Raw genomic sequence first — 23,608 nt, 5'->3', positions numbered from 1 at the left:
ATAAAATTCCATTTTATAGTAGGAAAATTAATAATGCGTGCTGAAATTGAACATTATGTAAAAAAAATTGAACAGTCTTTAGAGCTGCTCAGGAGGTCTCTTTGATTTCGATAACGCAAGCAAAAGGCTTCTAGAGCTAGAAAATATATCAGAAGATCCGGATCTGTGGAATAATCAAGAGAAGGCCTCGAGTATTCTAAAAGAAAAAAGACTTCTAGATATCAAGCTTAACTCGTTTAAACAACTTCAGTCTAATTTTACGGAATGTTTAGAACTTGAGGATTTGGCATTTACTGAAAATGATCAACAAGTTTTGCAGCAAGTTCAAGAAGATTTAGGAAAACTATCTATTATTGCCGGAAAATTTGAGACTGAATGTTTATTTTCTGGAGAATTTGACAGTAATAATTGCTTTCTAGAAATCAACGCCGGAGCTGGAGGAACAGAAAGCCACGACTGGGCATCAATTATGATGCGTATGTATTTACGCTTCGCAGAAAGGCTGGGTTTTAAAAGCGAAATTATTCATCTTATTAATGGCGAAGAAGCTGGAATAAAATCATGTACTATCAAAATTAATGGCTACCAAGCATATGGTTGGTTTAGAACAGAATCTGGTGTGCATAGGCTAGTTAGGATATCACCTTTTAATGCCGCAGGTAAAAGGATGACTAGTTTTGCTAGCAGTTGGGTATATCCAGAAATTGACGATGATATTTCCATTACAATAGATGAAAAAGATCTTAGAATTGATACTTATAGGTCTTCCGGGGCTGGGGGGCAACATGTAAACACTACCGATTCTGCAGTAAGGATTACCCACTTACCGACTAATATCGTAACCCAGTGCCAAAATGATAGATCGCAGCATAAAAATAAAGCACAAGCTATGAAAATGCTTAAAGCAAGGCTTTATGAGTCGGAGTTAAAAAAACGTACCGATGATATTAATGAACAAAATGCATCCAAGACTGAAAATGGTTGGGGACATCAAATAAGATCTTATGTATTACAGCCTTATCAGATGGTTAAGGATTTACGTACCAACCATGAAACTTCTGATACTAAGGGGATACTTGACGGAGATTTAGAGAAATTCGTTTCAGCCAGCCTATCAATGAGTGTTGGTAATATTAGTAATTAAGAAAAAACTGTCATTTTTTCAATAATCCGATTAACACTCCTCCTGCTGTAAGCATAATAGATAGCCAAATAAGACTCATCATCGGTTTGTAATATATTTTTGCATGAATTACATCATCGTCAATTTTACTTAATACTGCGTAAAGATCATAAGTTAAATAAGAATATATATTACTTTCTTGGGATAGTTGTTTTTCTATTATATATAATCTATTCTCAGGCTTTAAGATGGTGATATTATTTTGTTGATCCTCAATCCAAAATTCAGCAATTTGCCGATAATAATTTTGGGCTGAGGATACTCTCATATCTTTTAAGGTAACTTCAAACCCACCGGCTGTTACCTTGTCTCCAACTTTTCCTATAAAATCTACTTCACTTTGTAATAATGAATTAAGAGTAATAGTTAAAACAAGTAAGCCAAAGCCTAAATGCCCTAAGATCATAGCAATATTAGCTTTTAGTTTGGTTCTAAAAAAATTGCTTTTTGCTAATATATAATAACAATTTTGTATTATTAGAAAAAGAGAAGATGTCACGGCACATGCTGAAATAAAACCATACTGAATTTGGTATGAGCTAATAACAGTTATTGCAAAAGAACTAGCTAAAATTAGTAGCTGTTTTTTTCTGGTATTATAAGCAATGCCAACTAGTAGAACTGTTGGAATAATGAAGATTATAAAATTATTGATAAAAAATCTTTCACTAATGGTAATAGATTCTTGGTATAATAAAGAATAAACTACTGGGTAAATGGTGGCACATAGTAATATTACTAGGGCTGTTAAGAAAAATATACTACCCCAAATAATAAGTTTGTACTTAAATTTATGTTTGTCTAATCCTGCTGGATCGGGTTGAGTGATATTTTGTCCTTTTACTAATAGTAAAACTAAACTTGATATAGCAATAATAGCAAATATTACCAACATGTAAATTGCTCGCTCAGGTGATGAGGCAAAAGAATGGATTGAGGTGATTAGCCCTGAGCGTACCAAAAACGTACTAAATACTACTAGTAAAAAAGTGATAATTGATAGGGTTATGCTCCAGTTTGTCATTCGTCCAGATTTTATCGTCACCAAGATTGAGTGATGTAGAACGATAGCCGACAGCCATGGTAGTAGGGAAATATTTTCTACTGGATCAAAAAACCAGAAACCACCCCAGCCAAGCTCTCTATACGCCCACCATGATCCTAGTGCTATTCCTAAGGTTGAAAATAGCATTCCTAAATTGGTAAATATTTTAATTGCTCTGAGATTAACCAAATCTAAGTTAGAGGTGAGCAACATAACGCTAGCCGATGTGAAAGGTACGACGTAACAGACATAGCCTAAATATAATATAGGGGGATGTATTATTAGGGCAATATCTTGCAGCATGGGGTTTAAGCCGAGTCCCTGGGCGGGACGGAAGGATAGGCTATCAAATGGGTTAGAGGTAAAATAAATGAAACTACCGAACAAGATTTGTATTAGTGCTAGTATAATTGTGTGATAGACTTGAATTGGACGGCTATTGAATAGTGCAATATAAATAACAGCTATAGTTTGCAATAAACATAGCCATAATAGGATAGACCCCTCATGACTCGCCCAACTAGCAGCAATCTTAAATCCTAGAGGCTTTAATGTACTAGAATTAAAAAAAACATTCTGTATAGAAAAATCCGATATGATAAATCCATATACTAATAGCAAGAAAGATAATAATGTTGACAGGAAACTAAGATAGAAAAAAAAAGTAGCAGAACGATATAAATATAAAGAACTAACAACTGTTAGTATGCTGAATAAAATTGCAGATATTTGTAAATAATTGCCAAGACTACTTATCACTTTCAGATTCTTTATTTGGTAGAATAATGACTTTTATGCTATCAAGTCTGTTACCTATTTTTTTGTTAATAGTGATACTTAAATTAAATATCTTGATAGATTCTCCTTGATTGGGAATACGCTCAAGTTTATGGATAATTAAGCCAGCTATGGTATTTGCGTCATCATCAGGTAGACTCCAATTTAATTCTCTATTTACATCTCTTATGGTTACAGATCCATCAATAATAAACTCCTCATCAGATTTTTTTACAATTGTGTTAATAGGATAATCATGCTCATCGATAATAGGACCAACAATCTCTTCTAGAATATCTTCTAGAGTAATAATACCTTGTAGATCACCATATTCGTCAACAACACAGGCAAAATGGCTCTTTCTTTCTCTAAAAGCATGAAGTTGATGAGTTACCAAAGCATTATCAGGTATAAACCAAGGCTGATTTACTAATTCTTTGATATTAATTTTTTTTGCATCGTTATTTTTTTCATAAAGAGCCCGGAGTAGATCTCTCATGTGAAGTACGCCAATTATGTTGTCCTGAGTGTCCTTCCATAATGGTATTCTTGTATGGGGGCTAGATAATAATGCTCGCCTCACTATCTCCTCTTTAGGCAAATCTACATTAATGGCTACTATGTTACTTCTATGTATCATAATTTCAGATACTGTCATTTTTCTAATATCTAATATACCCCCTAACATGTCACGGTCAGATTTATAAACATTACCTTCTTGATGATAATGTTCAATAACTCCTCTGACTTCTTCTGCTCCCGAGATATTTTGTTGTAGATTAATACGGAAAATAAAACAGAACAGCTTAACTATAACTTCAAAAATAGAATTAATTGGTTTCAAAAGCTTTAGGAAAAATATAATTGCTGGAGAAGTGAATAATGCTAACTGTTCTGCTTTTGCTACAGCAATAGCTTTAGGTATTATCTCGCCGAAAACAATTATCACGAAAGCCATCACTGCTGAAGCTACGACAGTGCCACTATCACCTAGCCAATCGATAAATATACTGGTAGCAATGGTAGTGCAAACAGTATTAAGCAGAGTATTACCAATCAATAATGTGCCAATTACTTTTTCTTTATTCTTGAGAACTTGTAATACAGTGTTACGTTTAATAGCTTTTGCCTTAAACTTTTGTATTTTCCCCGGAGAAGACGCGGTGATGGCCGTTTCAGTAGCTGAAAGCAGTGCGGCACATCCTATCATTAGAACAATAATTATTGTCAAAAAAATAGTCATTGATCCTTGTATAAATTATTAGCGTAAATCTAATTATATTGGCAACTGTGCAATTCCCCTAATACTTTTTTATTATGCTCTTGCCTTAAACTCATGCTACAGGGCTTATTTCTTTTCTTGACTGAATTTGCTAAAAAATAATTTTGATTATTTTTATCAAAATACTTACAAAAATCATCAATTGAACAGAATATTTCCTCTAGGGAAGCCAACATAGTTACCTCTTTAATTGTCAGTTAAAATTAGTAACTTTAATTCACTTCCCACTACACTGCAACCCGTATATCTTTATATAATCCTTCTACACTTATATCGAACTCAGGTTAACTAATCAACTGATGTAATGAAATAACATTAGACTTCTTTCGAAACTCTACTTTTGCTGGTGATTTGTACGTCGATGCGGTACTCGAATCCTCACGTACATTAGAGTATGCTGCGGTTCTGCGTTCCGCGTCTCCTTCAAATCCCTCAGCACAAGCGAGTTTCGAAAGAGGTCATTGTAGAGGTAAACAGAATATTAAGAGATTCCAACCTAGAATATGCGAAAGAAAATGATAATGATGGTAAATAAGACAACCTTAGCTTACAAAAAAACTGATTTATCCAATGGCTCTTTGAAGGCGACTAGTTGATAAGTATAGTTTGTAAGCCAGCGAATTCCATCAGGGTTGTAGAGTAAATTTTATCTGTATTATTGAAAATATTAATAAAATTCACTTTGCTATAAGCCGGATACATGGCTGCATTTGCTTTTTTGCTATTGACGTTATTTTTTTCTTGCATTATAGGGTAGATCCATACATGAACTAGGGGCGATTCAAAAATTGCTGGATTTAAACATAGTAATAAGGTATTGTAGGCTGAATTTAGTTCGTTATTAAATAATAATTATGCAAACAACAACTGTGGTTACCAACAAAAAAACACAAATTAAAGAATATACTTCTTTTATCTTTACAATATTTTTGGCACTGATGATAAGATTTTTTGTCATGGAACTTTTTTTTGTGCCAACAGGTTCAATGAAAGCAACAGTGCTAGAGAATGATTATATTTTTTCAACAAAATATTCTTATGGATATAGTAATTATTCTTTTCCTTTTAGTCCCAATATTTTTAATGGGAGAATATGGGCGTCACAGCCACAAAGAGGAGATATAATAGTTTTTCGCCCACCAAATAATATGGATATTCGATTTATAAAAAGATTAATGGGGCTACCTGGAGATAAAGTACAATTAATCAATGATGTAGTGTATATAAATGATAAAGCCATAGAACGCACTGAAATTGGTACATATACAAGTGAAGAAGGAAAAAATTATATAAAATATAAGGAAATGTTACCTAATGGTGTAAGTTATTTTTCTTATAAATTAAAACAAAATAATCATTCATTAGTAAATAAATATGGTAATACGGAAAGCTTTTATGTACCTGAAGGTAAGTATTTCTTTCTTGGAGATAACAGAGATGAATCGAATGATAGTAGGATAGACCTAGGATTTGTACCGTTTAAAAACTTTATTGCCAAAGGACAATTTATTATTTTTTCTACAAAAGAAGAATTATGGCAAAATGATATTGGGATAATTAATCAAATACTCCGTGTTGGTACTTGGCTGGCATCTATTAGATTTAACAGAATATTTACGTCCCTTTATACAGATAAAATACAAAATGATAACAAGTAAAGAATCAGCTCTTTCTGCTCCGGAGAAGCTTGAACAAGATATAGGATATAATTTTAATAATAAAGATATTTTACTTGAAGCGTTAAGTCATCCTTCTCTTAAGCAACATGTACTAAAGCATGGAATTCAAAAAAACTATGAACGTTTAGAATTACTTGGTGATGCAATAATTAATTTTATCATTACTGAAATTTTATTTAAAAATTTCTCTACTTATGATGAGGGGAAATTAGCAAAAATTAGAGCATATCTAGTCTGTAAAGAATCACTTTGCAAAGTAGCTGCAAAAATCAATTTGTCAGACTATATTATTATGACCCATGGCGAGGAAGTATTAGGGGGAAGGCAAAATCCTAATAATATTGAGAATACTATGGAAGCATTAATTGCTGCCATTTATCTTGATAGTAACATTGATACGACCCAAAAAATAGTATATAATTTGTGGTATGAGTTTATATCTATTACTGATTTAGCTGATTATGACCCTAAAACTACTCTTCAGGAATTAGCACAAAGAAAGGGAATTGAAAGACCCGTGTATGAAGTGATAAAAAGAGAAGGATCACCACACGCATCTATCTTCACTGTATTAGTAAAAATGGAAGCCTACCAACAAACTGGTACTGGTCATTCAGTTAAAGAAGCAGAAAAAGTTGCTGCTCGTAAATTAATGAACTACCTCAACAATTTGTAAAGTTGTAAAGTTGTAAAGTTTAATCCGTGAAAATATCTCAAAAGACAATTTCTCTATGTATAATCGGCAAACCAAATGCTGGTAAATCATCATTATTAAACAAACTTATAGGACAAAAAATATCGATAGTAACGAATAAAGTTCAGACAACCCGCTCTATTATAACCGGAATAGTTACCATAAAAGATACGCAGCTGATAATATTAGATACGCCAGGTATATTCGAGCCAAAGAAACAGCTGGAAAAAGCAATGGTACGGTGTGCATGGTCAAGTTTGCATGGTGTAGATTTAGTTTTATTGATAATAGATAGTACGAAACCTATAGACCAATTTACTTTACAAATACTGAAAAAATTACAAACTTTTAAGATAAACTTAATATTTTTGTTAAATAAGATCGATATTCCTTCTAAATATATAGAAGAAATAGAAAATGTTATAAGGTCTCAGTACATAGATGCCAATATATTTAAGATATCCGTTTTAAACGGCAAAAATATCAATAACCTACTAAGTTACATACAAAGGCAAGCGAAGCTGTCGCCTTGGCTGTACGAAGAAGATGATATTACTAACCTACCTATGCGGTTTTTAGCAGCTGAGATCACTAGGGAACAATTATTCTTGAATCTCCACCAAGAATTACCTTATAATTTAACAGTTCAAACTGAAATGTGGCAGGAGAACAATGATAAGTCTATCAAAATTCATCAAGTAATAGTGGTTTCAAAGAATTCTTATAAGGCTATTATTTTAGGAAACAATGGTTGTAAAATTAAAGAAATAGGATCTAAGGCAAGAATAGAGATGCAGCTAGCTTTTGATTGTAAAATTCATCTTTTCCTTTTTGTGAAAGTACGTGAGCTTTGGGAAAATGATCCGCACTCATATAGCCATATGAGATTGAAACAAGTTTAAATATGAATTTTAAAGATATAGGTATAATAATTGCCAAAAAACCACTAAAAGAAAATACGGCTATTATTACAGTTTTTACTGAGAATCATGGCTTATATTCCGGTGTAATACGAGAAACATCTAAAAAATTTGGTTCTGTAAATCAACAAGGTAATATTGTTGATTTTTTTTGGCAAGCTAGATTACACGAGCATCTAGGAATGGCTAAATGCGAATTAATAAAATCTTACGCTGGTCTTTTAATAACTAATAAAATTAAGCTTTACGCTTTTAATTCAATTATTAGCCTTATTAAGATGGCATTTCATGAAAGAGAAAATCACAATAAATTTTTTCCAATTTTTGTAAAATATTTAAGTAGTCTAGCAAATAATTTTATTTTTGAGGAATATATTAAATTTGAATTAGCCATACTTCAAGAATCAGGTTATGGTCTTGATTTGCATAAATGTGCAGTAACAGGTACTAGGGAAAATCTATCTTACGTCTCGCCAAAATCTGGAAGAGCTGTATGCTTATCAGAGGGATTACCATATCAAGACAGGCTTCTAATCTTACCACAATTCTTAACCTCCACTAATAGCCAAATTACTAATAATGATAAAAAACAAGCTTTTAATTTAACTACATATTTTTTTAACCGGTATTTCTTTCACAACCAACAACAACTACATGCACGAGAGAATTTCATAGAATATATTAGACTTACTGCATAAGTCAATCTAGTTGGTGATTTTGTCGTCGAAACTCGCCTCCGCTCCTCACGTACGTCTGTGTACGCTGCGGTGCTCGGCTTCGTTTCTCCTAAAAATCCCTCAACTATCTTTGATTTATGCAGCAAGTCTATTATTCGATTTGCAACACTCACATAAAATAAAATCTATAGAAAATCATCCTCCAAAAGCAGATTCTGAAGAATTGTTTTGCTTTCTAGAACCACCCCGAAAACTACTAAGTTTTTTAGATCTAGTCGGATGCTTCAATTTGCGTAGTGCTTTGGACTCTATTTGCCTAATACGTTCCCTAGTAACGTTGAATTGTTGTCCAACTTCTTCTAGTGTATGATCGGTACTCATTCCTATACCAAATCTCATTCTTAGAACTCTTTCTTCACGAGGAGTAAGAGTTGCTAAAACTCTAGTTGTGACCTCTCGTAAGTTTGATTGAATTGCTGCGTCAAGCGGTAATATAGCATTTTTGTCTTCAATAAAGTCTCCAAGATAACTACCATCATCATCGCCTATTGGATTTTCTAAGCTAATTGGTTCTTTAGCTATTTTCATTACTTTTCGTACTTTATCAACTGGCATAGAAAGGCGAGCAGCAATTTCTGCCGGAGTCGGTTCATAACCTAGCTCGTTAAGCATTTGCCTAGAGGTACGAATAATTTTATTGATCGTTTCAATCATATGCACGGGAATACGTATGGTTCTAGCTTGATCAGCTATAGCTCTAGTAATAGCTTGCCTAATCCACCAAGTAGCATAAGTGGAAAATTTATATCCCCTACGATAATCAAATTTATCAACAGCCTTCATTAACCCAATATTTCCTTCCTGAATTAAATCTAAAAACTGTAATCCACGATTTGCATATTTTTTAGCAATTGAGATAACTAGACGCAAATTAGCCTCTATCATAGCTTTTTTTGCCCTAAGGACTTGTCTTTCACCCTTTTGTATTGTATGCACTAACTTTTTAAATTCAATAATTGGCAAACCAATAGTCATTTCCATGGTTTTTAATTCACTAATCATTTGATCAATAGCATCAGATTCTTTAGCAAGGAAATTCTTCCAATTAGATTGCTTGTTTTTTTGCATTTGCCTTTTCCAGTTTTCATCAATTACTGCTCCCATATATTCATTTAGGAAGTTCTGACGACTTATGCCATATTTTTCAGCTAATTTAAGGAAGTTCCCTTCTTTAGTTATTAATTCTCTATTTAGACTATATATTCTATTAAGAATTTCTTCTGTCCTTTTAGAGTGAAAATGGATACTAGAAATTTCAATAATTAGTAATTGTAGATTCTTGGCATATTTTTTGTTATCATGCAATCCCTTAGGTTGAGGATAACGTGTGTAATGTTTTTTTGCTTCAATTAACAACTCTTCAGAAAGTCTAGAAACTCTTTCCATACGCTTGACAACACTAGGTAATAACTGTAACTCAATAGTAGCTATTGATAAATTACTAGCTTCTTCATGTTCTTCATGATCTGATTCTATATAATTATTTTGATTCTCTTCAGAATTACTATCATCCCCGTTAACCATATTAGCTTCTAGATCAATCAAATCTCGGAGTAGTATTTTTTCATTAACTAAATCTTCATGCCATTTTATAAAGAATTTCATCGATATTGGATTTTCACAAAGTGACTTAACCATTATCTCTTTGCCTTCTTCAATATCTTGGGCTACTTCTATTTCAGTCTCACGAGAAAAAAGCCCAACTCCTCCCATGTCTCGTAAATATAACCTTACTGGATCATCGGTTGTACCTAAGTTTTCTTCTTCACTTTCGTCTTCAGGCTCACGATCAACATTATTAGACAGTTTAAATTCATCATCTACATTAATATCAAGTTTGATCTCGTCATCATCACCTTCTATAATATCAACTCCAGCCTCAGAAAACTTTGATATTACCTTTTCTAGATCTTTTACTGATATATTATTAGTCATTGGAATGACTTTATTTAGATCATAATAAGTGACTGCAGTGCCTTTTTCTTTAGCTGTTTTAACTAGGTTATCAACTGCAGTACTTTTTACATCTATTTTCTCTTTTGCTTCTGTCATAATTTATAAACCTTGGGTCAATTAGTAAAAGATTCGTTTAGATTATAAATCTCTTTGGAGATTTTCAAAATTTCTTCTCGATATAATATAGCTTTTTTTAGCTCTCCGTCTGAGCCATTTTGAATAATTGAGCTATATTCTTGTTTTAATAGTACTAGGTGATGTTTTTTATGCAACCATTGCCAAAGTAAGTCAGAATCGATATCGTCCTGATTAAATGACAAATCTAGAAATAGATTATTGGATTTTGACAATACTGAAAAAGTGTCATAAAATCCAGTTTTTTCTGCCAAAGCAATAATATTTTCCTGATCTAATATATCGTTGCTAATAATTTCTGCAAAATACCAATCACGAAAAGCTTCAAGCATTTTATTTTGGAAATTTAACGTTAACAAGAAATCCTTTATTTCTTGCTTTTTGGTCATTTCAGGAAATTTAACCAATATTATACAAACAGCTTGTTCTAATATTTCGATTTCTGAATAGTTAGGAGTGGTAGATGTAATATTTGAACTTGTTATAGTTACTTTATTTTGCCGTTTAATTAAATTTTGCCATATTTGATCTTTAAAATATCGATAATAATTATTGCTAAGTAGTTTATCCTTTATTTGTTTACAATAATCTCCAAGATTTCTTTCCAAAATAGCTTTGTCTTCTGGAGTTGAAAAAGTCTTACCTTCATATTCGGAACGCCAAATCATTTCAGATAGATTAATTCTTTTATCAAAAATTTGTGTGAAACTTCCCGCTCCATTTTTATTTATAATATCATCAGGGTCACTTCCGCTAGGTAACATCACAAAGGAAATTTTCTTATTGCCATTTATCAGAGGTAGTACTAGATTAATTACCCGATGGGTGGCTTTTATTCCTGCTATATCACCATCTAAACAGAGTACTATTTCATCTCCGGCACGCCATAATTTTTGTAGGTGATTCTCTGTAACCGAAGTACCAAGACTTGCCATTGCTTCTTTAAAACCAGCTTGGTGCAAGGCAATAACATCCAAGTACCCTTCAACTAAGATTGAATGATTTTTTTTATAGGCAACACTAATTGCATTATTCTCCCCATATAATGTTTCATTTTTTTGAAATAATATGGTTTCCGGAGAATTTAAATATTTAGGTAATCCATCACCAAGCACTCGCCCTCCAAAACCAACTACTTTATTATAAACATTTTTAATCGGAAAGATTATCCGATTATAAAATATCTCATATATTGTACCATCATCTCGCTTGCCCACTAAGCCTGCTTTTTGAAGTTTTGTCAAAGATATTGATTTTTTTTCAAAAAATTTCTGTAATGCTTTAGCTGGAGGAGCAAAACCAATGGAGAATTCCTTAATTGCTTCTTTACTAATACCGCGGTCATGTAAGTAGCTACATACTTCTTGTGACAATTGTGATGTAAAAAATCTTTCAGCCATCTCTAAGATATCAAATAGTTCATCCGATTCTTCATAGAGTTTTTGTTGTGCTGCTGTTAATTTAGGCAATTCAATGCCATAATCATTAGCAAGTTTAATGGCTGCTTCCTTATAAGATAAACCGCTAAAGTTGGAAACAAACTTTATAACATCCCCGTGAACAGCACAGCCAAAGCAATAATAAAACTTCTTGGCATCATTTACAGTGAATGATGGAGATTTTTCAACATGGAAAGGACATAGTCCCAAGTAATTTCCAGATTTCTTAGTTAAGACTACTTTTTGTCTAACAACATCTGATAAATTAATCCGAGTTCTAAGAAGTTCATAAAATTCTAATGGAATTCTCATAAACTTAAAATAAAGGTGAATATGATTGTAGAGAAGCAGTAGCTAAGAGGTATTAATAAATTATCGTTTATTGATAACTCTTTTGAGTAGAATTCACTAATAGTAGCAACTATAGAACTAATTATAATAACAGTAAAACTAGTGTGATAGCCGATGAAAAAATACACTAATATGCTAATAAAAATTGCAGAAATTAGAAAGGCAATAGAACCTTCCAATGACTTGCCATTTTTTAGAGGCGTACCTATTTTTGTACCCACTAGTGCAGCAAGACAATCAGCTATTATCAATATAAGCCAAGATGAAATCGCTAAACCTTTTGAAAATAAAAGAGCAGTTAAGAAAAATCCAACTACCATAAAACTGCTACCACTTAGTCTGAATAAACCACTCTGTTCTTCAGGTCTCATAAACTTTCCAAGAAATTTATCTGTAAATTTCTTAACATATAAATTATAATGCCTTGTAATATCTATATATAATACACATATTATAAGTAGAAATAATAGTGTAGTAACAACTAATTTAGATGAAAATAAATAAAAAAGTGGTATAATCAAGCTGTATAAGTGGAAAGTTTTACGTTGTATTTCAAAATTAAAGAGTTTAGTTTGCATAATAACCTAAAAGGCCTATTTGACAAAGTTTGACACAACAAATATACTAGAAAACTTAACTTAGACAAGACATATTATTATGGCAGATTTTCCTATTACACATAAAGGGTTTGATAGTTTAGAAAAAGAAATTAAACATCTTAAACACATAGAACGACCAAAAGTAATTGAAGCTATAGCAACAGCTAGAGATTTTGGAGATTTATCTGAGAATGCAGAATACCATGCAGCACGGGAAAAACAAAGTTTTATTGAAGGTCGCATTGTGGATCTTGAAGATAAAATAGCAAGAGCTAAAATTATTGATACCTCAAAACTCTCCGGTGATACCATAAAATTTGGGGCATTAGTTAAGTTGATCGATGATGAAACAGAGGAAATAGTTATATATCATATTGTTGGAGAGTATGAAGCAGATATAACCAAAAAGAGGGTATCCATAGTATCGCCAATTGCTAAGGCTCTCATCGGTAAAGGGGTCGGAGATATAGTAGAAGTAACCACTCCTAAAGGTTCAAAATCTTATGAGGTTTTAGAAGTGTCCTATCAAGAATTAGTAGATATTTAAGATAATAACTATTAGTGCTAGCTTATTTATATGTTATAACCTGAATTCGATGTAACAAGTTACATCGAATTCAGTATTGTATATAGAAACAATCAGGTTTGAAGCGGGTCTACTCGATAATCAAGTTTTTTAGAATTATTAAAAAATACGTCATTGCGAGGAGGCACTTTGGTGGCAACGAAGCAATCCACAAAAAATATAATAAGTAATTTGGATTGCAGTGTCGCCACTAAAGTGGTTTCTTGCAATGACGTTTGACTAAAAGTTGTATACATCTTACTAATTTTGTGTGCATTGCCTAGGTTAACGGGGTATTACCCCTGTGGAAACTTTTTAAGAGCTTAAAAAAATGATTAAAAATGAAATATTATCTTACCCAGAAGTAAAAAGTTTGAATGGCCAATGTAAAAAGCTTGTTGTGTTGTTACATGGGCTTGGTTCAGATGGGCATGACTTAATAAGCTTAGTTCCCTTTATATCTAAGGAATTGCTAGATTGTCATTTTATTTCGCCGCATGGAGTTGAAGAATTTGATAATGCACCGTATGGTAGACAATGGTTTAGTCTAAATGATCGTACTCCTCATGTAATAGGGGAATTAGTTGCTAAAAATAGTGGTTTAGTTACAAAGATAATTCAAAAAAAACAAGCAGAACTAAATTTAACTAATAAAGATACTATCATAATTGGTTTTTCACAAGGCACTATGATGGGACTATATTTAAATTTGGTACAAAAAGAGCCTTTTGCTTGTGTGGTAGGCTTTTCTGGTAAATTAATCGCCCCATTAGAATGTATCAATAAAACTACGCCAGTTTGCGTAATACATGGCGAATTAGATGATGTGGTGGATGTAAGTAGCATGGACGAGATAATAGAATATTTACAGAAATATAATATTGATCATAGTAATTACAAGATACCAAATCTTATGCATTCTATTGATGATAGGGGACTACAATTTGCCGTCAAGTTTATAAATACTAAAGCACAGTAAATTGTAATACGACGTTTTTTTAAGTACTTAATCCCAAGGAATTTAGCAGATGTTTTACTGCTTAGGTAAGTAGCTTAAAACTTCAAATCATTTGAGTATATATGATTAGCTTATTATTGAATTTTCTATATATATTAAGAATAGTAAGCAAGCAGCAAATACTGACTTATCCTGGTACAATAAGATTACCATCTAGGTTAAAAATTCTTGGCTGGATGATAACCATAGTATTTTATCCAATTGGTCTATTTAAAACACCAAAAGATGATTTTGGTATAAGGTTAACCGATTGTTTTAAAAAATTAGGTCCTGTCTATATAAAATTTGGTCAAACTCTTTCCACAAGACCGGATCTTATAGGAGTTAAGATTGCCCATTATTTGCAGTCTCTTCAAGATAAGTTGCCACCTTTTAGTAGTAGTATAGCACGAAAGATTATTGATGAGTCTTTTGGTCAAAGTACCGATGAGTTATTCTCCGTCTTTGAGGATATACCAATTGCAGCAGCTTCGATTTCTCAAGTACACAGAGCTAAGTTGAAGTCTGGTGAATTCGTTGCAGTAAAAATATTACGTCCGAGAATTCATCATACATATAATAAAGATATTAAGCTTTTATATATTTTTGCTAAACTAGTAGCAAGAATATTTATAAAATTTAAAAGATTGCGACCAGTAGCGGTAATAGATGTATTTAATACTACTATGAAATTTGAGCTTGACCTACGTTTAGAAGCAGCAGCAGCTTCAGAACTATCTGATAATCTGCAAAATGATGTTGATATATATATTCCTAAAGTTTATTGGCAACTGACTCATGAGTATATAATAACCACAGAATGGGTAGATGGAATATCAATTTATGCTCGAGATAAGCTTATAGAACAGGGCTTAGATCTAACTAAAATAGCCCAAAGATTTGCTACAATATTTTTTAACCAAGTATATAGAGATGGTTTCTTTCATGCAGATTTACACCCCGGCAATATTTTAGTTAGGTCGGATGGTAGCATAGTATTACTAGATTTTGGTATTATGGGTAGGTTATCTGATAAAGACAGAATGGCAATTGCTGAAAGCCTATTTGGTTTTTTAAGTAGGAACTATAAGTTAGTAGCACTTGTCCATCTTAGGGCTGGTTATATTCCTCAGAATACTGATCTTGATCTTTTTGCTCAGGCGTGTAGAGCAGTGAGTGAACCGATTATAGGATATGCCGTTAAAAATATTTCCATAGGTAGGTTACTTGCACAATTATTTAAAATTACCGAAGATTTTGGCATGGAGGTACAACCACAATTGCTATTATTACAAAAAACTATAGTAGTAGTTGAAGGGGTAGGGCAGCAGCTTGATCCAGAAATTAACGTATGGCAGCTGATAGAACCATGGATCAAGAAATGGGCGGCTAAGAATCTTAGCCTAGAGGCAAAAATTCTTAGAATTCTAAAGCATGTTGTAGTGGAAATATTGGAGAGATTTAATAAATGAAAATAGTAACCTGGAATATTAATTCTGTACGCTTGCGACTGAGTTTGCTCAAAAAGCTAATTGATGAACATCAGCCTGATATTATATCACTGCAGGAGATTAAAACAATTAATGAACTATTTCCTTACCAAGCTATTAATGATATGGGCTATCAGCATATATATTGTTCAGGAGAGAAGTCTTATAATGGAGTAGCAATTTTATCAAAATTGCCTTTTACCAATAAATTCATTCTTGAATTGTATAATAGCGATAAAAGGCATGTAGCAGTAGAAGTTTTAGGTATTGAGATACATAATTTTTATGTACCTGCTGGTGGTGATATAGCTGATGTGAATGTTAATGAAAAATTTAAACATAAATTGGCATACGTAAAATTAATACAAGAATGGTTAACCAATAATCGGAGTAAAGATAGTAAGATTATCATAACGGGAGACCTAAATATTGCCCCTCATGAGCATGATGTATGGTCTAGCCGTCAATTGCGTAATGTTGTCAGCCATACAGACATAGAGCGTTCAACTCTGTTGGAATTACAGGCTTCCTTAGGTTTTATCGATAGTAGCCGCTATTTCATACCGTATAATGAAAAATGTTATACTTGGTGGAGTTATAGAAATATAGACTGGCAAAAATCTAATCGGGGACGTAGATTAGATCATATTTGGACTAGTTCTAACTTACAAGATAAGATGCTATCTATTAGCTCCTTATCAGAAGCTAGGAATTGGCTTATGCCCTCTGATCATGTACCTTATTTTTTAACATTGGGTAGTTGTGTGGGGGTAAAAACCTCAATTTTGGATTAATTTCATTAATCTAGATAATAAAAAAACAAGAAGTATGGAATTAATAAATGAAAGTTCAGGATTATAAATTTTATAATGATTTAATATCACAGATTGTGGTTGAGGAAGTTTGGTTATTTGGTTCTAGGGCAAGGAACGATAATCAGGATAGAGCAGATATTGATTTAGCTATAGTATGTCATAATGCTACTACTAAGGATTGGTTGAAATTACAAGAAATTGTTGATAATGCTGATACACTCTTAAAAATAGATTGTATAAGGCTTGACGAATTAGAGGATTCATCAGACTTAAAATTATCTATAATACGAGAAGGGGTGAAATTGTATGGAAGATCCTAAAAAATATACTAAAATAGAGTTAGGTTTTTCAAAGCTAAGTAGAGCTTTAATATCTTTAGAAGATATTGTATTTAAGCCCGTGCTAGAAGATCGAAGTAATATAGATGCTACCATTCAAAGATTTGAGTTTACAATAGAACTATTTTGGAAATTATTAAGGGTAATTCTTGAAAGCAAAGGAGTAGAAGTGCAATATCCTAAAGATGTTTTAAGAGAAGCATTTAAAGGACATCTGATTGATCATGAACAAGAGTGGTTAAAAATGCTGCTAGATAGAAATATTACCTCTCACACTTATGATGAGCAGCTAGCGGATAAAATTTATAATAATATTAGATCTTACATTCCCACATTAAGAAGTACATTTGATAAATTGAACTTTCTTAATCACTTACCTTACGTATAATCCCCATGGCGATTTAAAAGTTATAGGAAAAACAGCCTAGCGTCATTGCAAGGAGGCATAAGCCGACCTACGGTCTTCTCGCTAATAGACGTTGACCACATACAACTTTTAAACTGCCCTGCCTAAACCCGCTGCCTCTTCGAACTTTCGACAGTTGTGGATCGTAGGTAACCTGAATTCGATGTAACAAGTTACATCGAATTCAGTGTTATATATAGAAACAATCAGGTTTGAAGTGGCTGCCCACCTGATTGTTAAAATATAATACTCCATTCAATATGTGATTTTTATGACGTATTATTACACTTCCAAAACAATTAAATCAAATTCGGAAGCCGGATGCGGTAGCTCTTGCATGTCCGGTTCTGAGGAGGAGCTTAACCAAGCAATTGGTTAGGTCTACTCACACGTCCGACCTACGGTCTCCTCGCTAATAGATGTTTTTTTTAACTTTCAACAGTTGTGGCGAATACCCCGCAAGTATTTGCAAGAGCCAATTCTTCAAAGTATTCAAGTATCTGAGTCAATCTGCAGTCAATTGAATAACAAAATTTGGCATTACTCCCTGCTCAGTTGCTGCAATTTCCAAATGGTACATTTTTTCTTCAATAGTATGATACTGGTTATGAAACTTTGTAGCATTACCTGTTAATACTAAAGCTGAATTAATTCCTACTTTATTCGTTCCTAAAATATCAGTATAGAAAGTATCGCCTATCATAAGAATACGTTCCAATGCAATATTTGGTAATTGGGTTAATACTTTATGATATATTTCTATATAGGGTTTGCCGGTAAAAATTACTTCACCACCAAATTGTTTTATTTTTGCAGCAAAGTATCCAGCACAATATCTCTGTATTCCTTGTTGTCTAATTCCAAGGTCTGGGTTCGCACATATGCTAACCATGTTTCTTTTAACTGCAGTTTTTAATAAATCGTCAAACTCATCCAAATTTAAATTTTTTTCTTCATCACGATAAAGCGTTAACAGCAAAATATTAGCTTCATTTATGTTTGTGGTAGTAGGTGTCTGTAATCCGTCCATAAGATCGTTACTTTCTTGACCAAGATGATAAACTATAGGATTTTTTATACCAAATCTTTTATCACTTTCTAGTATCATATCAATTGCTACTTCACCAGAACTAATAATCATTTCTTTCGTTGCGTTAATGCCCCAGCTGTTAATTCTAGTAAATAAGGAAAATGTGTTGCGTGGGGCATTAGTAACAAAAAAAACTTTCTTTTGTTGTTTAAGTATCTTGTTAATATTGTCAACTACTCCGGGATAAATTTGGTTACCTTCTACTACCACTCCCCAAAGATCAAATAAAAAAACATCATAATCATCTATTACAGATGAAATATGTCTAAAATCTAGTTTTGTCATTTTGCACACTATACTTATAGGATAATCTGATGATAATAGACAATAAATATTTTTAGTAAAATATATTTGTTAAAAATTGTAGGGTAATTTAAAAGCCTACCCTAAAAAAATCTCTCATAAAAAAATAAATTATGTTAACAAATTATTTTGGTTTCCTTAGAAAGGTTGGAATATCATGGATATCAACTTCTACATTATCCTTCTGAAGAATAGGTGGTGTAGGCTTTTTTATTTGCTCCTGAGTTTGAGTAGTATTAGATCTGAGTGAATTCCACATTCTACTTAGTAAAGATGATTTTGCATCATTACTGCTTATAGTTTGCTGATTTAGCATATCAATTGATGTTGCTTGAACACTTAAATTTAAATGTTGTGTTTCAGAATCCACTAAACTAGGCTTTTCACCAGTATATTGAGCAAAATCTGGAATTTCTTCTAATATTGTTGTTTCTATCGAATTGGACTGACTATCCATCTGTTCAGAACTCGTAGTAGTACTTGCTATTAATTCAATAGGTTGGGATTTGCTACTTATTGAGTGATCAGCATCAATACCAGTAGCAACTACCGATACTCTAATAACACCATTTAATTCTGGATTAAACGTAGAGCCGAAAATAATATTAGCATCGCTATCACCTACTTCTTCTCTAATTCTATTAGCAGCACTATCAACTTCAAATAATGTCATATCCGTACCACCAGTAATGTTAATTAAAACCCCCCTAGCACCACGCATTGAGTTATGATCTAATAATGGGTTAGAGATAGCTGCTTCAGCAGCTTTAACTGCCCTATCCTCGCCAGAGGATTCCCCTGTACCCATCATAGCTTTACCCATTTCGCTCATCACCGTTCTAATGTCGGCAAAATCTAGATTGATAAGCCCTGGCATGATCATCAAATCAGTAACCCCTCTAACTCCAGCATGTAATACATCATCTGCCATTTTAAAGGCATCTGCAAATGTAGTACTCTCATTTGCTATACGAAATAAATTTTGATTCGGTATTACTATCAAAGTATCAACAAATTTCTGTAAATCTAGTAAACCTTGCTCGGCAGTTCTAATTCTATGTTTTCCTTCAAAATGAAAAGGCTTAGTTACCACTCCGACAGTAAGAATTCCTAGTTCCTTGGCTATCTTTGCAACAACCGGAGAAGCACCTGTACCAGTGCCTCCACCCATCCCGGCAGTGATAAACACCATATTGCTACCCTCTAAGTATCCCTTAATCTCGTTAGCTGATTCTTCAGCGGCTAAAGCACCAATCTCTGGAGATGCACCAGCTCCAAGACCCTTAGTAATAGCAACTCCTAACTGTATTTTATTATCACATAAAGAATGTTCCAGTGATTGTGCATCAGTATTAGCAACAACAAAATTTGCTCCTTGTAATTTTGCAAGTACCATATTATTTACCGCATTACCACCAGCTCCCCCAACACCAAATACTGTAATAACTGGTTTAAGAACTATATTCTCTGGTGCTTTGAAATGTAAAGCCATAATAATACTCTACCTGTTAAGTTAAATTGTTGTTAGTATAGTAAAGAATCCAAAAATTTCTACCATAAAATAACCTTCCTTATAGTTAAGAGTTGTTTTAAATTACTCGAATAAATCAACATTAGTACCACTGCGGTGTAATATAACTAAGTCATCAGTTATTTCATAAATAAGAAGCCAGTCAGGTTCAATATGACATTCATATTTCGAACCATAATTTCCAATTAATTTGTGTGAACGATATTTACTTGGCAAAGGAATACCTTGTACCAATATTTCTACCACCTTATATAGTTTTTTTTAAATCTTTATTTCTTTTAACAATACGGTTTAAGTCACGCTTAAAAACTGTAACCTGTATAATCTGTTTCAACTTTAGTCAATATTTAAAGATTGTTTAAATTCAGCCAAGGAAGACTTAGTGTAATCACCTTCTTCACTTTCTTTAAATGCTTGTAAAGTTTCAAGGTTTGGCTTTTTTACATGCGGTCTAAAGGGTAGTCCTCTAGAATTGATGGATTGCTTTATAAATATCCTGATAGCTTCAGACAACGTCATACCCATCTCATGAAATACTAATTCTGCTTCATCCTTAATTTCTGAAGAAATACGTAGCCTAATGTCAACATTATCCATAAATCCCCCTTATTATACATATAATGTACGTAACATTGACATATATCGTGATATATGTCAATAGACTTCTTGCAAGACTTCATCTGCCCATTATATCATACCATATTTTCTGCTAGCACTAAGCTATCAAACTCTTCACCTGATAAAAAATTTAATTTTATAGCCGCTTCTCTTAAAGTTATCCCCTCTTGATAGGCTTTTTTTGCAACTTTTGCCGCATTATCATAACCTATATGTGGATTTAATGCTGTTACTAGCATCAACGATTGCTCTCTCAGCTTATCAATACGTTCTATATTTGGCTCTAAACCTTCAACACAATGCGTAACAAAACTATTGATGCTAGAAGAAATTAACTCTATTGACTGCAAAATATTATATATTATAACAGGCTTAAAGGTATTGAGTTCTAGATGACCATTTGATCCGGCTATAGTTACTGTAAGATTATTTCCCATAACCTGCACACAAACCATAGTCAATGCCTCAATTTGTGTTGGGTTGACCTTACCTGGCATAATTGAAGAACCGGGTTCGTTTTCCGGTAGATGTAGTTCACCAAAACCACATCTTGGTCCTGATCCTAACAGTCTAATGTCATTGGCAATTTTCATTAAACTCCCTGCTATAGTATTTAGGGTACCAGAAAATTCTACTAATGCATCATGAGTAGCTAATGCCTCAAATTTATTAGTAGCACTTTTGAAAGGATGATTAGTATATGCAGCAACTTGATCAGAGAATTTTACCGCAAATTCCTTACGGCAATTAATACCAGTACCTACTGCAGTGCCACCTTGTGCCAAAAAATATACTCTTTTGAGTGATTCTTCAACTCGTTCTATAGCATATGCCACTTGTGCTACATATCCAGAAAATTCTTGTCCAAGAGTTATAGGTGTAGCATCCTGTAGATGAGTACGCCCTATCTTAACTATTTTATTCCAAGCTTGAGATTTGGTATTTAACGCCGAATGCAGATTTGTTAAGGCTGGAATCAATTGTTGCTTACTAGCAAGTACGGTTGCTATATGCATAGCAGTTGGGAAGGAGTCGTTGGATGATTGTGCCATATTCACATGATCATTAGGGTGAATTGGTGATTTACCACCCTTTTTACCTACTAGCTGTTCATTACCAATAGAGGCGATTACTTCATTCATATTCATATTAGTCTGTGTACCAGACCCGGTCTGCCATACTACTAAAGGAAATTGATTATCAAATTCCCCATTTAATATTCTAGTGGTAGCTTGATCTATTGCTTCTGCTATTTCAGGCTTAAGATCACCTAATTCCTTATTGACCTTTGCTGCACATTTTTTTAAAATTGCCAATGCCTTAATCAATTGGATAGGCATTTTTTGATTACCTATCTTAAAATTTTCAAGAGACCTTTGAGTTCCCGCACCCCAGTAAAATTGATCATCTACTTTAATTTCTCCAAATGAATCAGTTTCAATTCTATAATTTTTCATAACAATCTTTTCCTGTTCCTACCTATCTGTATTAAGAGCCTATTCATCTGCCCAAGCTTTTGACTTACCTTGTTCATCAAGAGGGTTACCGTCATCATCAGTAACCAAAGATTGCCCCATGAATTTAAAGAAGAAAGCTTTATTTGCATTATTAGGCGTTTCTACAAATATAGCTCCATCTTGATAAATACCATTATTTGCACTTTGCGGCATCATTAAAGAAGCACCTTGGTTCATATGTATATCATGTATACCTCTAGGAGGTAGATGATTATATGTTTGTCTTAGATGTAAGCCATAAGGCATCTTTTGCCTTGTTTCACTATCATAATACGATGCACCTAAAATACACACTTTTGTACCACATATAAGATATTGGTCTAACAAAGCTGATATTTCTTGCCATGATTTTGGTAGCATATTCTTTAAATCAGCTACTTTTAAAATTTCACTACGAAGATAATCAAGCCTAGAAGTGTAAGGTAACTTATCCAAACTAAATAATCCTTCATTTCCTAGTTTATCTAAATTAGTTAATAGCTCATTACTAAACTGATCGGTATAGTACACCTTAACATTAGGTATCGAATCGGACTGAGTGTCTATATTTACTTGATAGTCTAATCCATTAGCTTGTACTATAAGATTATGATGAGTCATTGTATGTTTTATATGATCTTCTAAATCCTGTGATACGATTCCCTTTAAACACGAATAATTTTTTAACATACTAATAACCTTTTTATACAGAGTAAATTTGCTCATTCTACTATAGAAGCTTGTGAAATGCTACCGTATTTTAAATTCTTTATATTTAAATTACTTGACTCTTTTTCCTACTATATTATACTAAATATGTCATATTAAATATATGGCATAACATTTTCTATCTATTATAGGTTATTTTTATGTTAAAAGAATCAGATGATTTAAAAAACCCTCGATTATCAATAATCGTTAAAAATACTAACGAAAATTCTATCTTCTTTCCTTTTGCCGCATATCCTCATCATTTTCACATGTATTGGTGCTAATCACCTTATTTCTATTTTTCCAAAAAGCTTTAATTCTTAATTTAACAACACATAATTTAACCACGATTTTTTGTTTTCTCGCTTAATTTATGTGAATTTTAAAAAAATGTTATTGAAAAATGCTGTCGTTTGACGTGTGTGCTAAAGAATCTTATTAAGTTTTAGTA

General features: G+C 32.8%; 23 protein-coding genes and 1 pseudogene. 11 read left to right on the top strand and 13 right to left on the bottom strand.

Annotated elements, in window-relative coordinates; all coding sequences use genetic code 11:
* Positions 1–33: 33 nt before the first annotated feature.
* Positions 34–1,144, top strand: a protein-coding gene (prfB, locus tag AAGD36_RS04625) for a peptide chain release factor 2 (protein ID WP_341755126.1) whose coding sequence is annotated in 2 segments (ribosomal slippage) — positions 34–102 and positions 104–1,144 — 1,110 coding nt in all. Because the reading frame shifts where the segments join, the coding sequence is not laid out codon by codon here.
* A 10-nt stretch (positions 1,145–1,154) separates the two neighbouring features.
* Here prfB and AAGD36_RS04620 read toward each other — a convergent pair.
* Genes AAGD36_RS04620 through AAGD36_RS04610 form a run of 3 tightly spaced genes read right to left on the bottom strand, consistent with a single transcriptional unit; the run spans position 1,155 to position 4,463 of the window.
* Positions 1,155–2,984, bottom strand: a complete 1,830-nt coding sequence (locus AAGD36_RS04620) for a heme lyase CcmF/NrfE family subunit (protein WP_410521251.1) — start codon at positions 2,982–2,984, stop codon at positions 1,155–1,157.
* On the bottom strand, positions 2,977–4,248 hold the full coding sequence (locus AAGD36_RS04615) for an HlyC/CorC family transporter (RefSeq protein WP_341755124.1): 1,272 nt from the start codon (positions 4,246–4,248) through the stop codon (positions 2,977–2,979). Before AAGD36_RS04615 ends, AAGD36_RS04620 begins: the two co-directional genes overlap by 8 nt.
* Before the next feature lie 29 nt (positions 4,249–4,277).
* The gene (locus AAGD36_RS04610) at positions 4,278–4,463 is read right to left on the bottom strand and encodes a hypothetical protein (RefSeq protein WP_341755123.1); all 186 of its coding nucleotides are present in this window, start codon (positions 4,461–4,463) and stop codon (positions 4,278–4,280) included.
* A gap of 678 nt (positions 4,464–5,141) precedes the next feature.
* Here AAGD36_RS04610 and lepB point away from each other — a divergent pair.
* Genes lepB through recO form a run of 4 tightly spaced genes read left to right on the top strand, consistent with a single transcriptional unit; the run spans position 5,142 to position 8,278 of the window.
* On the top strand, positions 5,142–5,945 hold the full coding sequence (lepB, locus tag AAGD36_RS04600) for a signal peptidase I (RefSeq protein WP_341755122.1): 804 nt from the start codon (positions 5,142–5,144) through the stop codon (positions 5,943–5,945).
* Positions 5,932–6,642, top strand: coding sequence for a ribonuclease III (gene rnc / locus AAGD36_RS04595; RefSeq protein WP_341755121.1), 711 nt, complete (start codon positions 5,932–5,934; stop codon positions 6,640–6,642). Before lepB ends, rnc begins: the two co-directional genes overlap by 14 nt.
* Before the next feature lie 26 nt (positions 6,643–6,668).
* A complete protein-coding gene (gene era / locus AAGD36_RS04590) occupies positions 6,669–7,562 on the top strand; it encodes a GTPase Era (protein ID WP_341755120.1) in 894 nt (297 codons plus the stop codon).
* Positions 7,563–7,564: 2 nt separating this feature from the next.
* Positions 7,565–8,278 (top strand): DNA repair protein RecO, encoded by a 714-nt coding sequence (recO, locus tag AAGD36_RS04585; protein ID WP_341755119.1) that lies wholly within the window; start codon positions 7,565–7,567, stop codon positions 8,276–8,278.
* Here the strand turns inward: recO and AAGD36_RS04580 are convergent.
* Genes AAGD36_RS04580 through AAGD36_RS04565 form a run of 4 tightly spaced genes read right to left on the bottom strand, consistent with a single transcriptional unit; the run spans position 8,215 to position 12,776 of the window.
* The gene (locus AAGD36_RS04580; protein WP_341755118.1) at positions 8,215–8,403 is read right to left on the bottom strand and encodes a hypothetical protein; all 189 of its coding nucleotides are present in this window, start codon (positions 8,401–8,403) and stop codon (positions 8,215–8,217) included. The two genes, recO and AAGD36_RS04580, sit on opposite strands and share 64 nt — an antisense overlap.
* Positions 8,404–8,452: 49 nt before the next feature.
* Positions 8,453–10,369, bottom strand: coding sequence for an RNA polymerase sigma factor RpoD (gene rpoD / locus AAGD36_RS04575; RefSeq protein ID WP_341755117.1), 1,917 nt, complete (start codon positions 10,367–10,369; stop codon positions 8,453–8,455).
* Positions 10,370–10,386: 17 nt separating this feature from the next.
* Positions 10,387–12,159 (bottom strand): DNA primase, encoded by a 1,773-nt coding sequence (gene dnaG, locus AAGD36_RS04570; protein WP_341755116.1) that lies wholly within the window; start codon positions 12,157–12,159, stop codon positions 10,387–10,389.
* Positions 12,156–12,776 carry a diacylglycerol/polyprenol kinase family protein gene (locus AAGD36_RS04565; RefSeq protein WP_341752167.1) on the bottom strand — a complete coding sequence of 207 codons (621 nt, stop codon included), beginning with the start codon at positions 12,774–12,776 and terminating at the stop codon, positions 12,156–12,158. The genes dnaG and AAGD36_RS04565 overlap by 4 nt, the downstream gene beginning before the upstream one ends.
* 76 nt (positions 12,777–12,852) lie before the next feature.
* Between AAGD36_RS04565 and greA the strand changes: the two genes are divergently transcribed.
* The 6 genes from greA (at position 12,853) to AAGD36_RS04535 (ending at position 17,390) form a co-directional block, all read left to right on the top strand.
* A complete protein-coding gene (greA, locus tag AAGD36_RS04560) occupies positions 12,853–13,344 on the top strand; it encodes a transcription elongation factor GreA (RefSeq protein WP_341752303.1) in 492 nt (163 codons plus the stop codon).
* Positions 13,345–13,693: 349 nt separating this feature from the next.
* The gene (locus tag AAGD36_RS04555) at positions 13,694–14,341 is read left to right on the top strand and encodes a dienelactone hydrolase family protein (RefSeq protein WP_341752166.1); all 648 of its coding nucleotides are present in this window, start codon (positions 13,694–13,696) and stop codon (positions 14,339–14,341) included.
* Between the two features lie 101 nt (positions 14,342–14,442).
* Positions 14,443–15,831 (top strand): 2-polyprenylphenol 6-hydroxylase, encoded by a 1,389-nt coding sequence (gene ubiB, locus AAGD36_RS04550; protein WP_341755115.1) that lies wholly within the window; start codon positions 14,443–14,445, stop codon positions 15,829–15,831.
* Positions 15,828–16,643 carry an exodeoxyribonuclease III gene (gene xth, locus AAGD36_RS04545; RefSeq protein WP_341755114.1) on the top strand — a complete coding sequence of 272 codons (816 nt, stop codon included), beginning with the start codon at positions 15,828–15,830 and terminating at the stop codon, positions 16,641–16,643. The genes ubiB and xth overlap by 4 nt, the downstream gene beginning before the upstream one ends.
* 47 nt (positions 16,644–16,690) lie before the next feature.
* Positions 16,691–16,984 carry a nucleotidyltransferase family protein gene (locus tag AAGD36_RS04540; RefSeq protein ID WP_341755113.1) on the top strand — a complete coding sequence of 98 codons (294 nt, stop codon included), beginning with the start codon at positions 16,691–16,693 and terminating at the stop codon, positions 16,982–16,984.
* Positions 16,971–17,390 carry an HI0074 family nucleotidyltransferase substrate-binding subunit gene (locus tag AAGD36_RS04535; RefSeq protein WP_341755112.1) on the top strand — a complete coding sequence of 140 codons (420 nt, stop codon included), beginning with the start codon at positions 16,971–16,973 and terminating at the stop codon, positions 17,388–17,390. Before AAGD36_RS04540 ends, AAGD36_RS04535 begins: the two co-directional genes overlap by 14 nt.
* A gap of 523 nt (positions 17,391–17,913) precedes the next feature.
* On the opposite strand, the gene AAGD36_RS04530 is transcribed toward AAGD36_RS04535, so the two are convergent.
* The 6 genes and pseudogenes from AAGD36_RS04530 to AAGD36_RS04510 all read right to left on the bottom strand — a co-directional run bounded on the left by AAGD36_RS04530 (position 17,914) and on the right by AAGD36_RS04510 (position 23,136).
* Positions 17,914–18,783 (bottom strand): TIGR01459 family HAD-type hydrolase, encoded by an 870-nt coding sequence (locus AAGD36_RS04530; RefSeq protein ID WP_341755111.1) that lies wholly within the window; start codon positions 18,781–18,783, stop codon positions 17,914–17,916.
* Positions 18,784–19,320: 537 nt separating this feature from the next.
* Positions 19,321–20,293, bottom strand: a pseudogene (gene ftsZ / locus AAGD36_RS04525) (cell division protein FtsZ); the annotation flags it as partial.
* Between the two features lie 102 nt (positions 20,294–20,395).
* Positions 20,396–20,578, bottom strand: coding sequence for a type II toxin-antitoxin system YafQ family toxin (locus tag AAGD36_RS06965; protein ID WP_410521229.1), 183 nt, complete (start codon positions 20,576–20,578; stop codon positions 20,396–20,398).
* A gap of 90 nt (positions 20,579–20,668) precedes the next feature.
* Positions 20,669–20,929, bottom strand: coding sequence for a type II toxin-antitoxin system RelB/DinJ family antitoxin (locus tag AAGD36_RS04520; protein ID WP_341747302.1), 261 nt, complete (start codon positions 20,927–20,929; stop codon positions 20,669–20,671).
* Positions 20,930–21,024: 95 nt separating this feature from the next.
* Positions 21,025–22,407, bottom strand: a complete 1,383-nt coding sequence (gene fumC, locus AAGD36_RS04515; RefSeq protein ID WP_341755109.1) for a class II fumarate hydratase — start codon at positions 22,405–22,407, stop codon at positions 21,025–21,027.
* A 39-nt stretch (positions 22,408–22,446) separates the two neighbouring features.
* The gene (locus AAGD36_RS04510; RefSeq protein WP_341755108.1) at positions 22,447–23,136 is read right to left on the bottom strand and encodes a DUF2278 family protein; all 690 of its coding nucleotides are present in this window, start codon (positions 23,134–23,136) and stop codon (positions 22,447–22,449) included.
* Positions 23,137–23,608 lie beyond the last annotated feature (472 nt).

Origin of the sequence: Candidatus Tisiphia endosymbiont of Ptychoptera albimana, assembly GCF_964026605.1 — a bacterium.
In the GTDB taxonomy this organism is placed as follows: Bacteria; Pseudomonadota; Alphaproteobacteria; order Rickettsiales; family Rickettsiaceae; genus Tisiphia.
The sequence above is the reverse complement of the archived record's forward strand: the minus strand, read 5'-3'. Positions and strand labels throughout refer to the sequence as shown.

What these genes read in the sequence shown, in the direction of transcription:
- AAGD36_RS04615 (WP_341755124.1), bottom strand. Translation starts at nt 4,248, where the DNA reads ATGACTATTTTTTTGACAATAATTATTGTTCTAATGATAGGATGTGCC.
- AAGD36_RS04610 (WP_341755123.1), bottom strand. Translation starts at nt 4,463, where the DNA reads ATGTTGGCTTCCCTAGAGGAAATATTCTGTTCAATTGATGATTTTTGT.
- lepB (WP_341755122.1), top strand. Translation starts at nt 5,142, where the DNA reads ATGCAAACAACAACTGTGGTTACCAACAAAAAAACACAAATTAAAGAA.
- rnc (WP_341755121.1), top strand. Translation starts at nt 5,932, where the DNA reads ATGATAACAAGTAAAGAATCAGCTCTTTCTGCTCCGGAGAAGCTTGAA.
- recO (WP_341755119.1), top strand. Translation starts at nt 7,565, where the DNA reads ATGAATTTTAAAGATATAGGTATAATAATTGCCAAAAAACCACTAAAA.
- rpoD (WP_341755117.1), bottom strand. Translation starts at nt 10,369, where the DNA reads ATGACAGAAGCAAAAGAGAAAATAGATGTAAAAAGTACTGCAGTTGAT.
- dnaG (WP_341755116.1), bottom strand. Translation starts at nt 12,159, where the DNA reads ATGAGAATTCCATTAGAATTTTATGAACTTCTTAGAACTCGGATTAAT.
- AAGD36_RS04565 (WP_341752167.1), bottom strand. Translation starts at nt 12,776, where the DNA reads ATGCAAACTAAACTCTTTAATTTTGAAATACAACGTAAAACTTTCCAC.
- AAGD36_RS04555 (WP_341752166.1), top strand. Translation starts at nt 13,694, where the DNA reads ATGATTAAAAATGAAATATTATCTTACCCAGAAGTAAAAAGTTTGAAT.
- ubiB (WP_341755115.1), top strand. Translation starts at nt 14,443, where the DNA reads ATGATTAGCTTATTATTGAATTTTCTATATATATTAAGAATAGTAAGC.
- xth (WP_341755114.1), top strand. Translation starts at nt 15,828, where the DNA reads ATGAAAATAGTAACCTGGAATATTAATTCTGTACGCTTGCGACTGAGT.
- AAGD36_RS04540 (WP_341755113.1), top strand. Translation starts at nt 16,691, where the DNA reads ATGAAAGTTCAGGATTATAAATTTTATAATGATTTAATATCACAGATT.
- AAGD36_RS04535 (WP_341755112.1), top strand. Translation starts at nt 16,971, where the DNA reads ATGGAAGATCCTAAAAAATATACTAAAATAGAGTTAGGTTTTTCAAAG.
- AAGD36_RS04530 (WP_341755111.1), bottom strand. Translation starts at nt 18,783, where the DNA reads ATGACAAAACTAGATTTTAGACATATTTCATCTGTAATAGATGATTAT.
- AAGD36_RS04520 (WP_341747302.1), bottom strand. Translation starts at nt 20,929, where the DNA reads ATGGATAATGTTGACATTAGGCTACGTATTTCTTCAGAAATTAAGGAT.
- fumC (WP_341755109.1), bottom strand. Translation starts at nt 22,407, where the DNA reads ATGAAAAATTATAGAATTGAAACTGATTCATTTGGAGAAATTAAAGTA.
- AAGD36_RS04510 (WP_341755108.1), bottom strand. Translation starts at nt 23,136, where the DNA reads ATGTTAAAAAATTATTCGTGTTTAAAGGGAATCGTATCACAGGATTTA.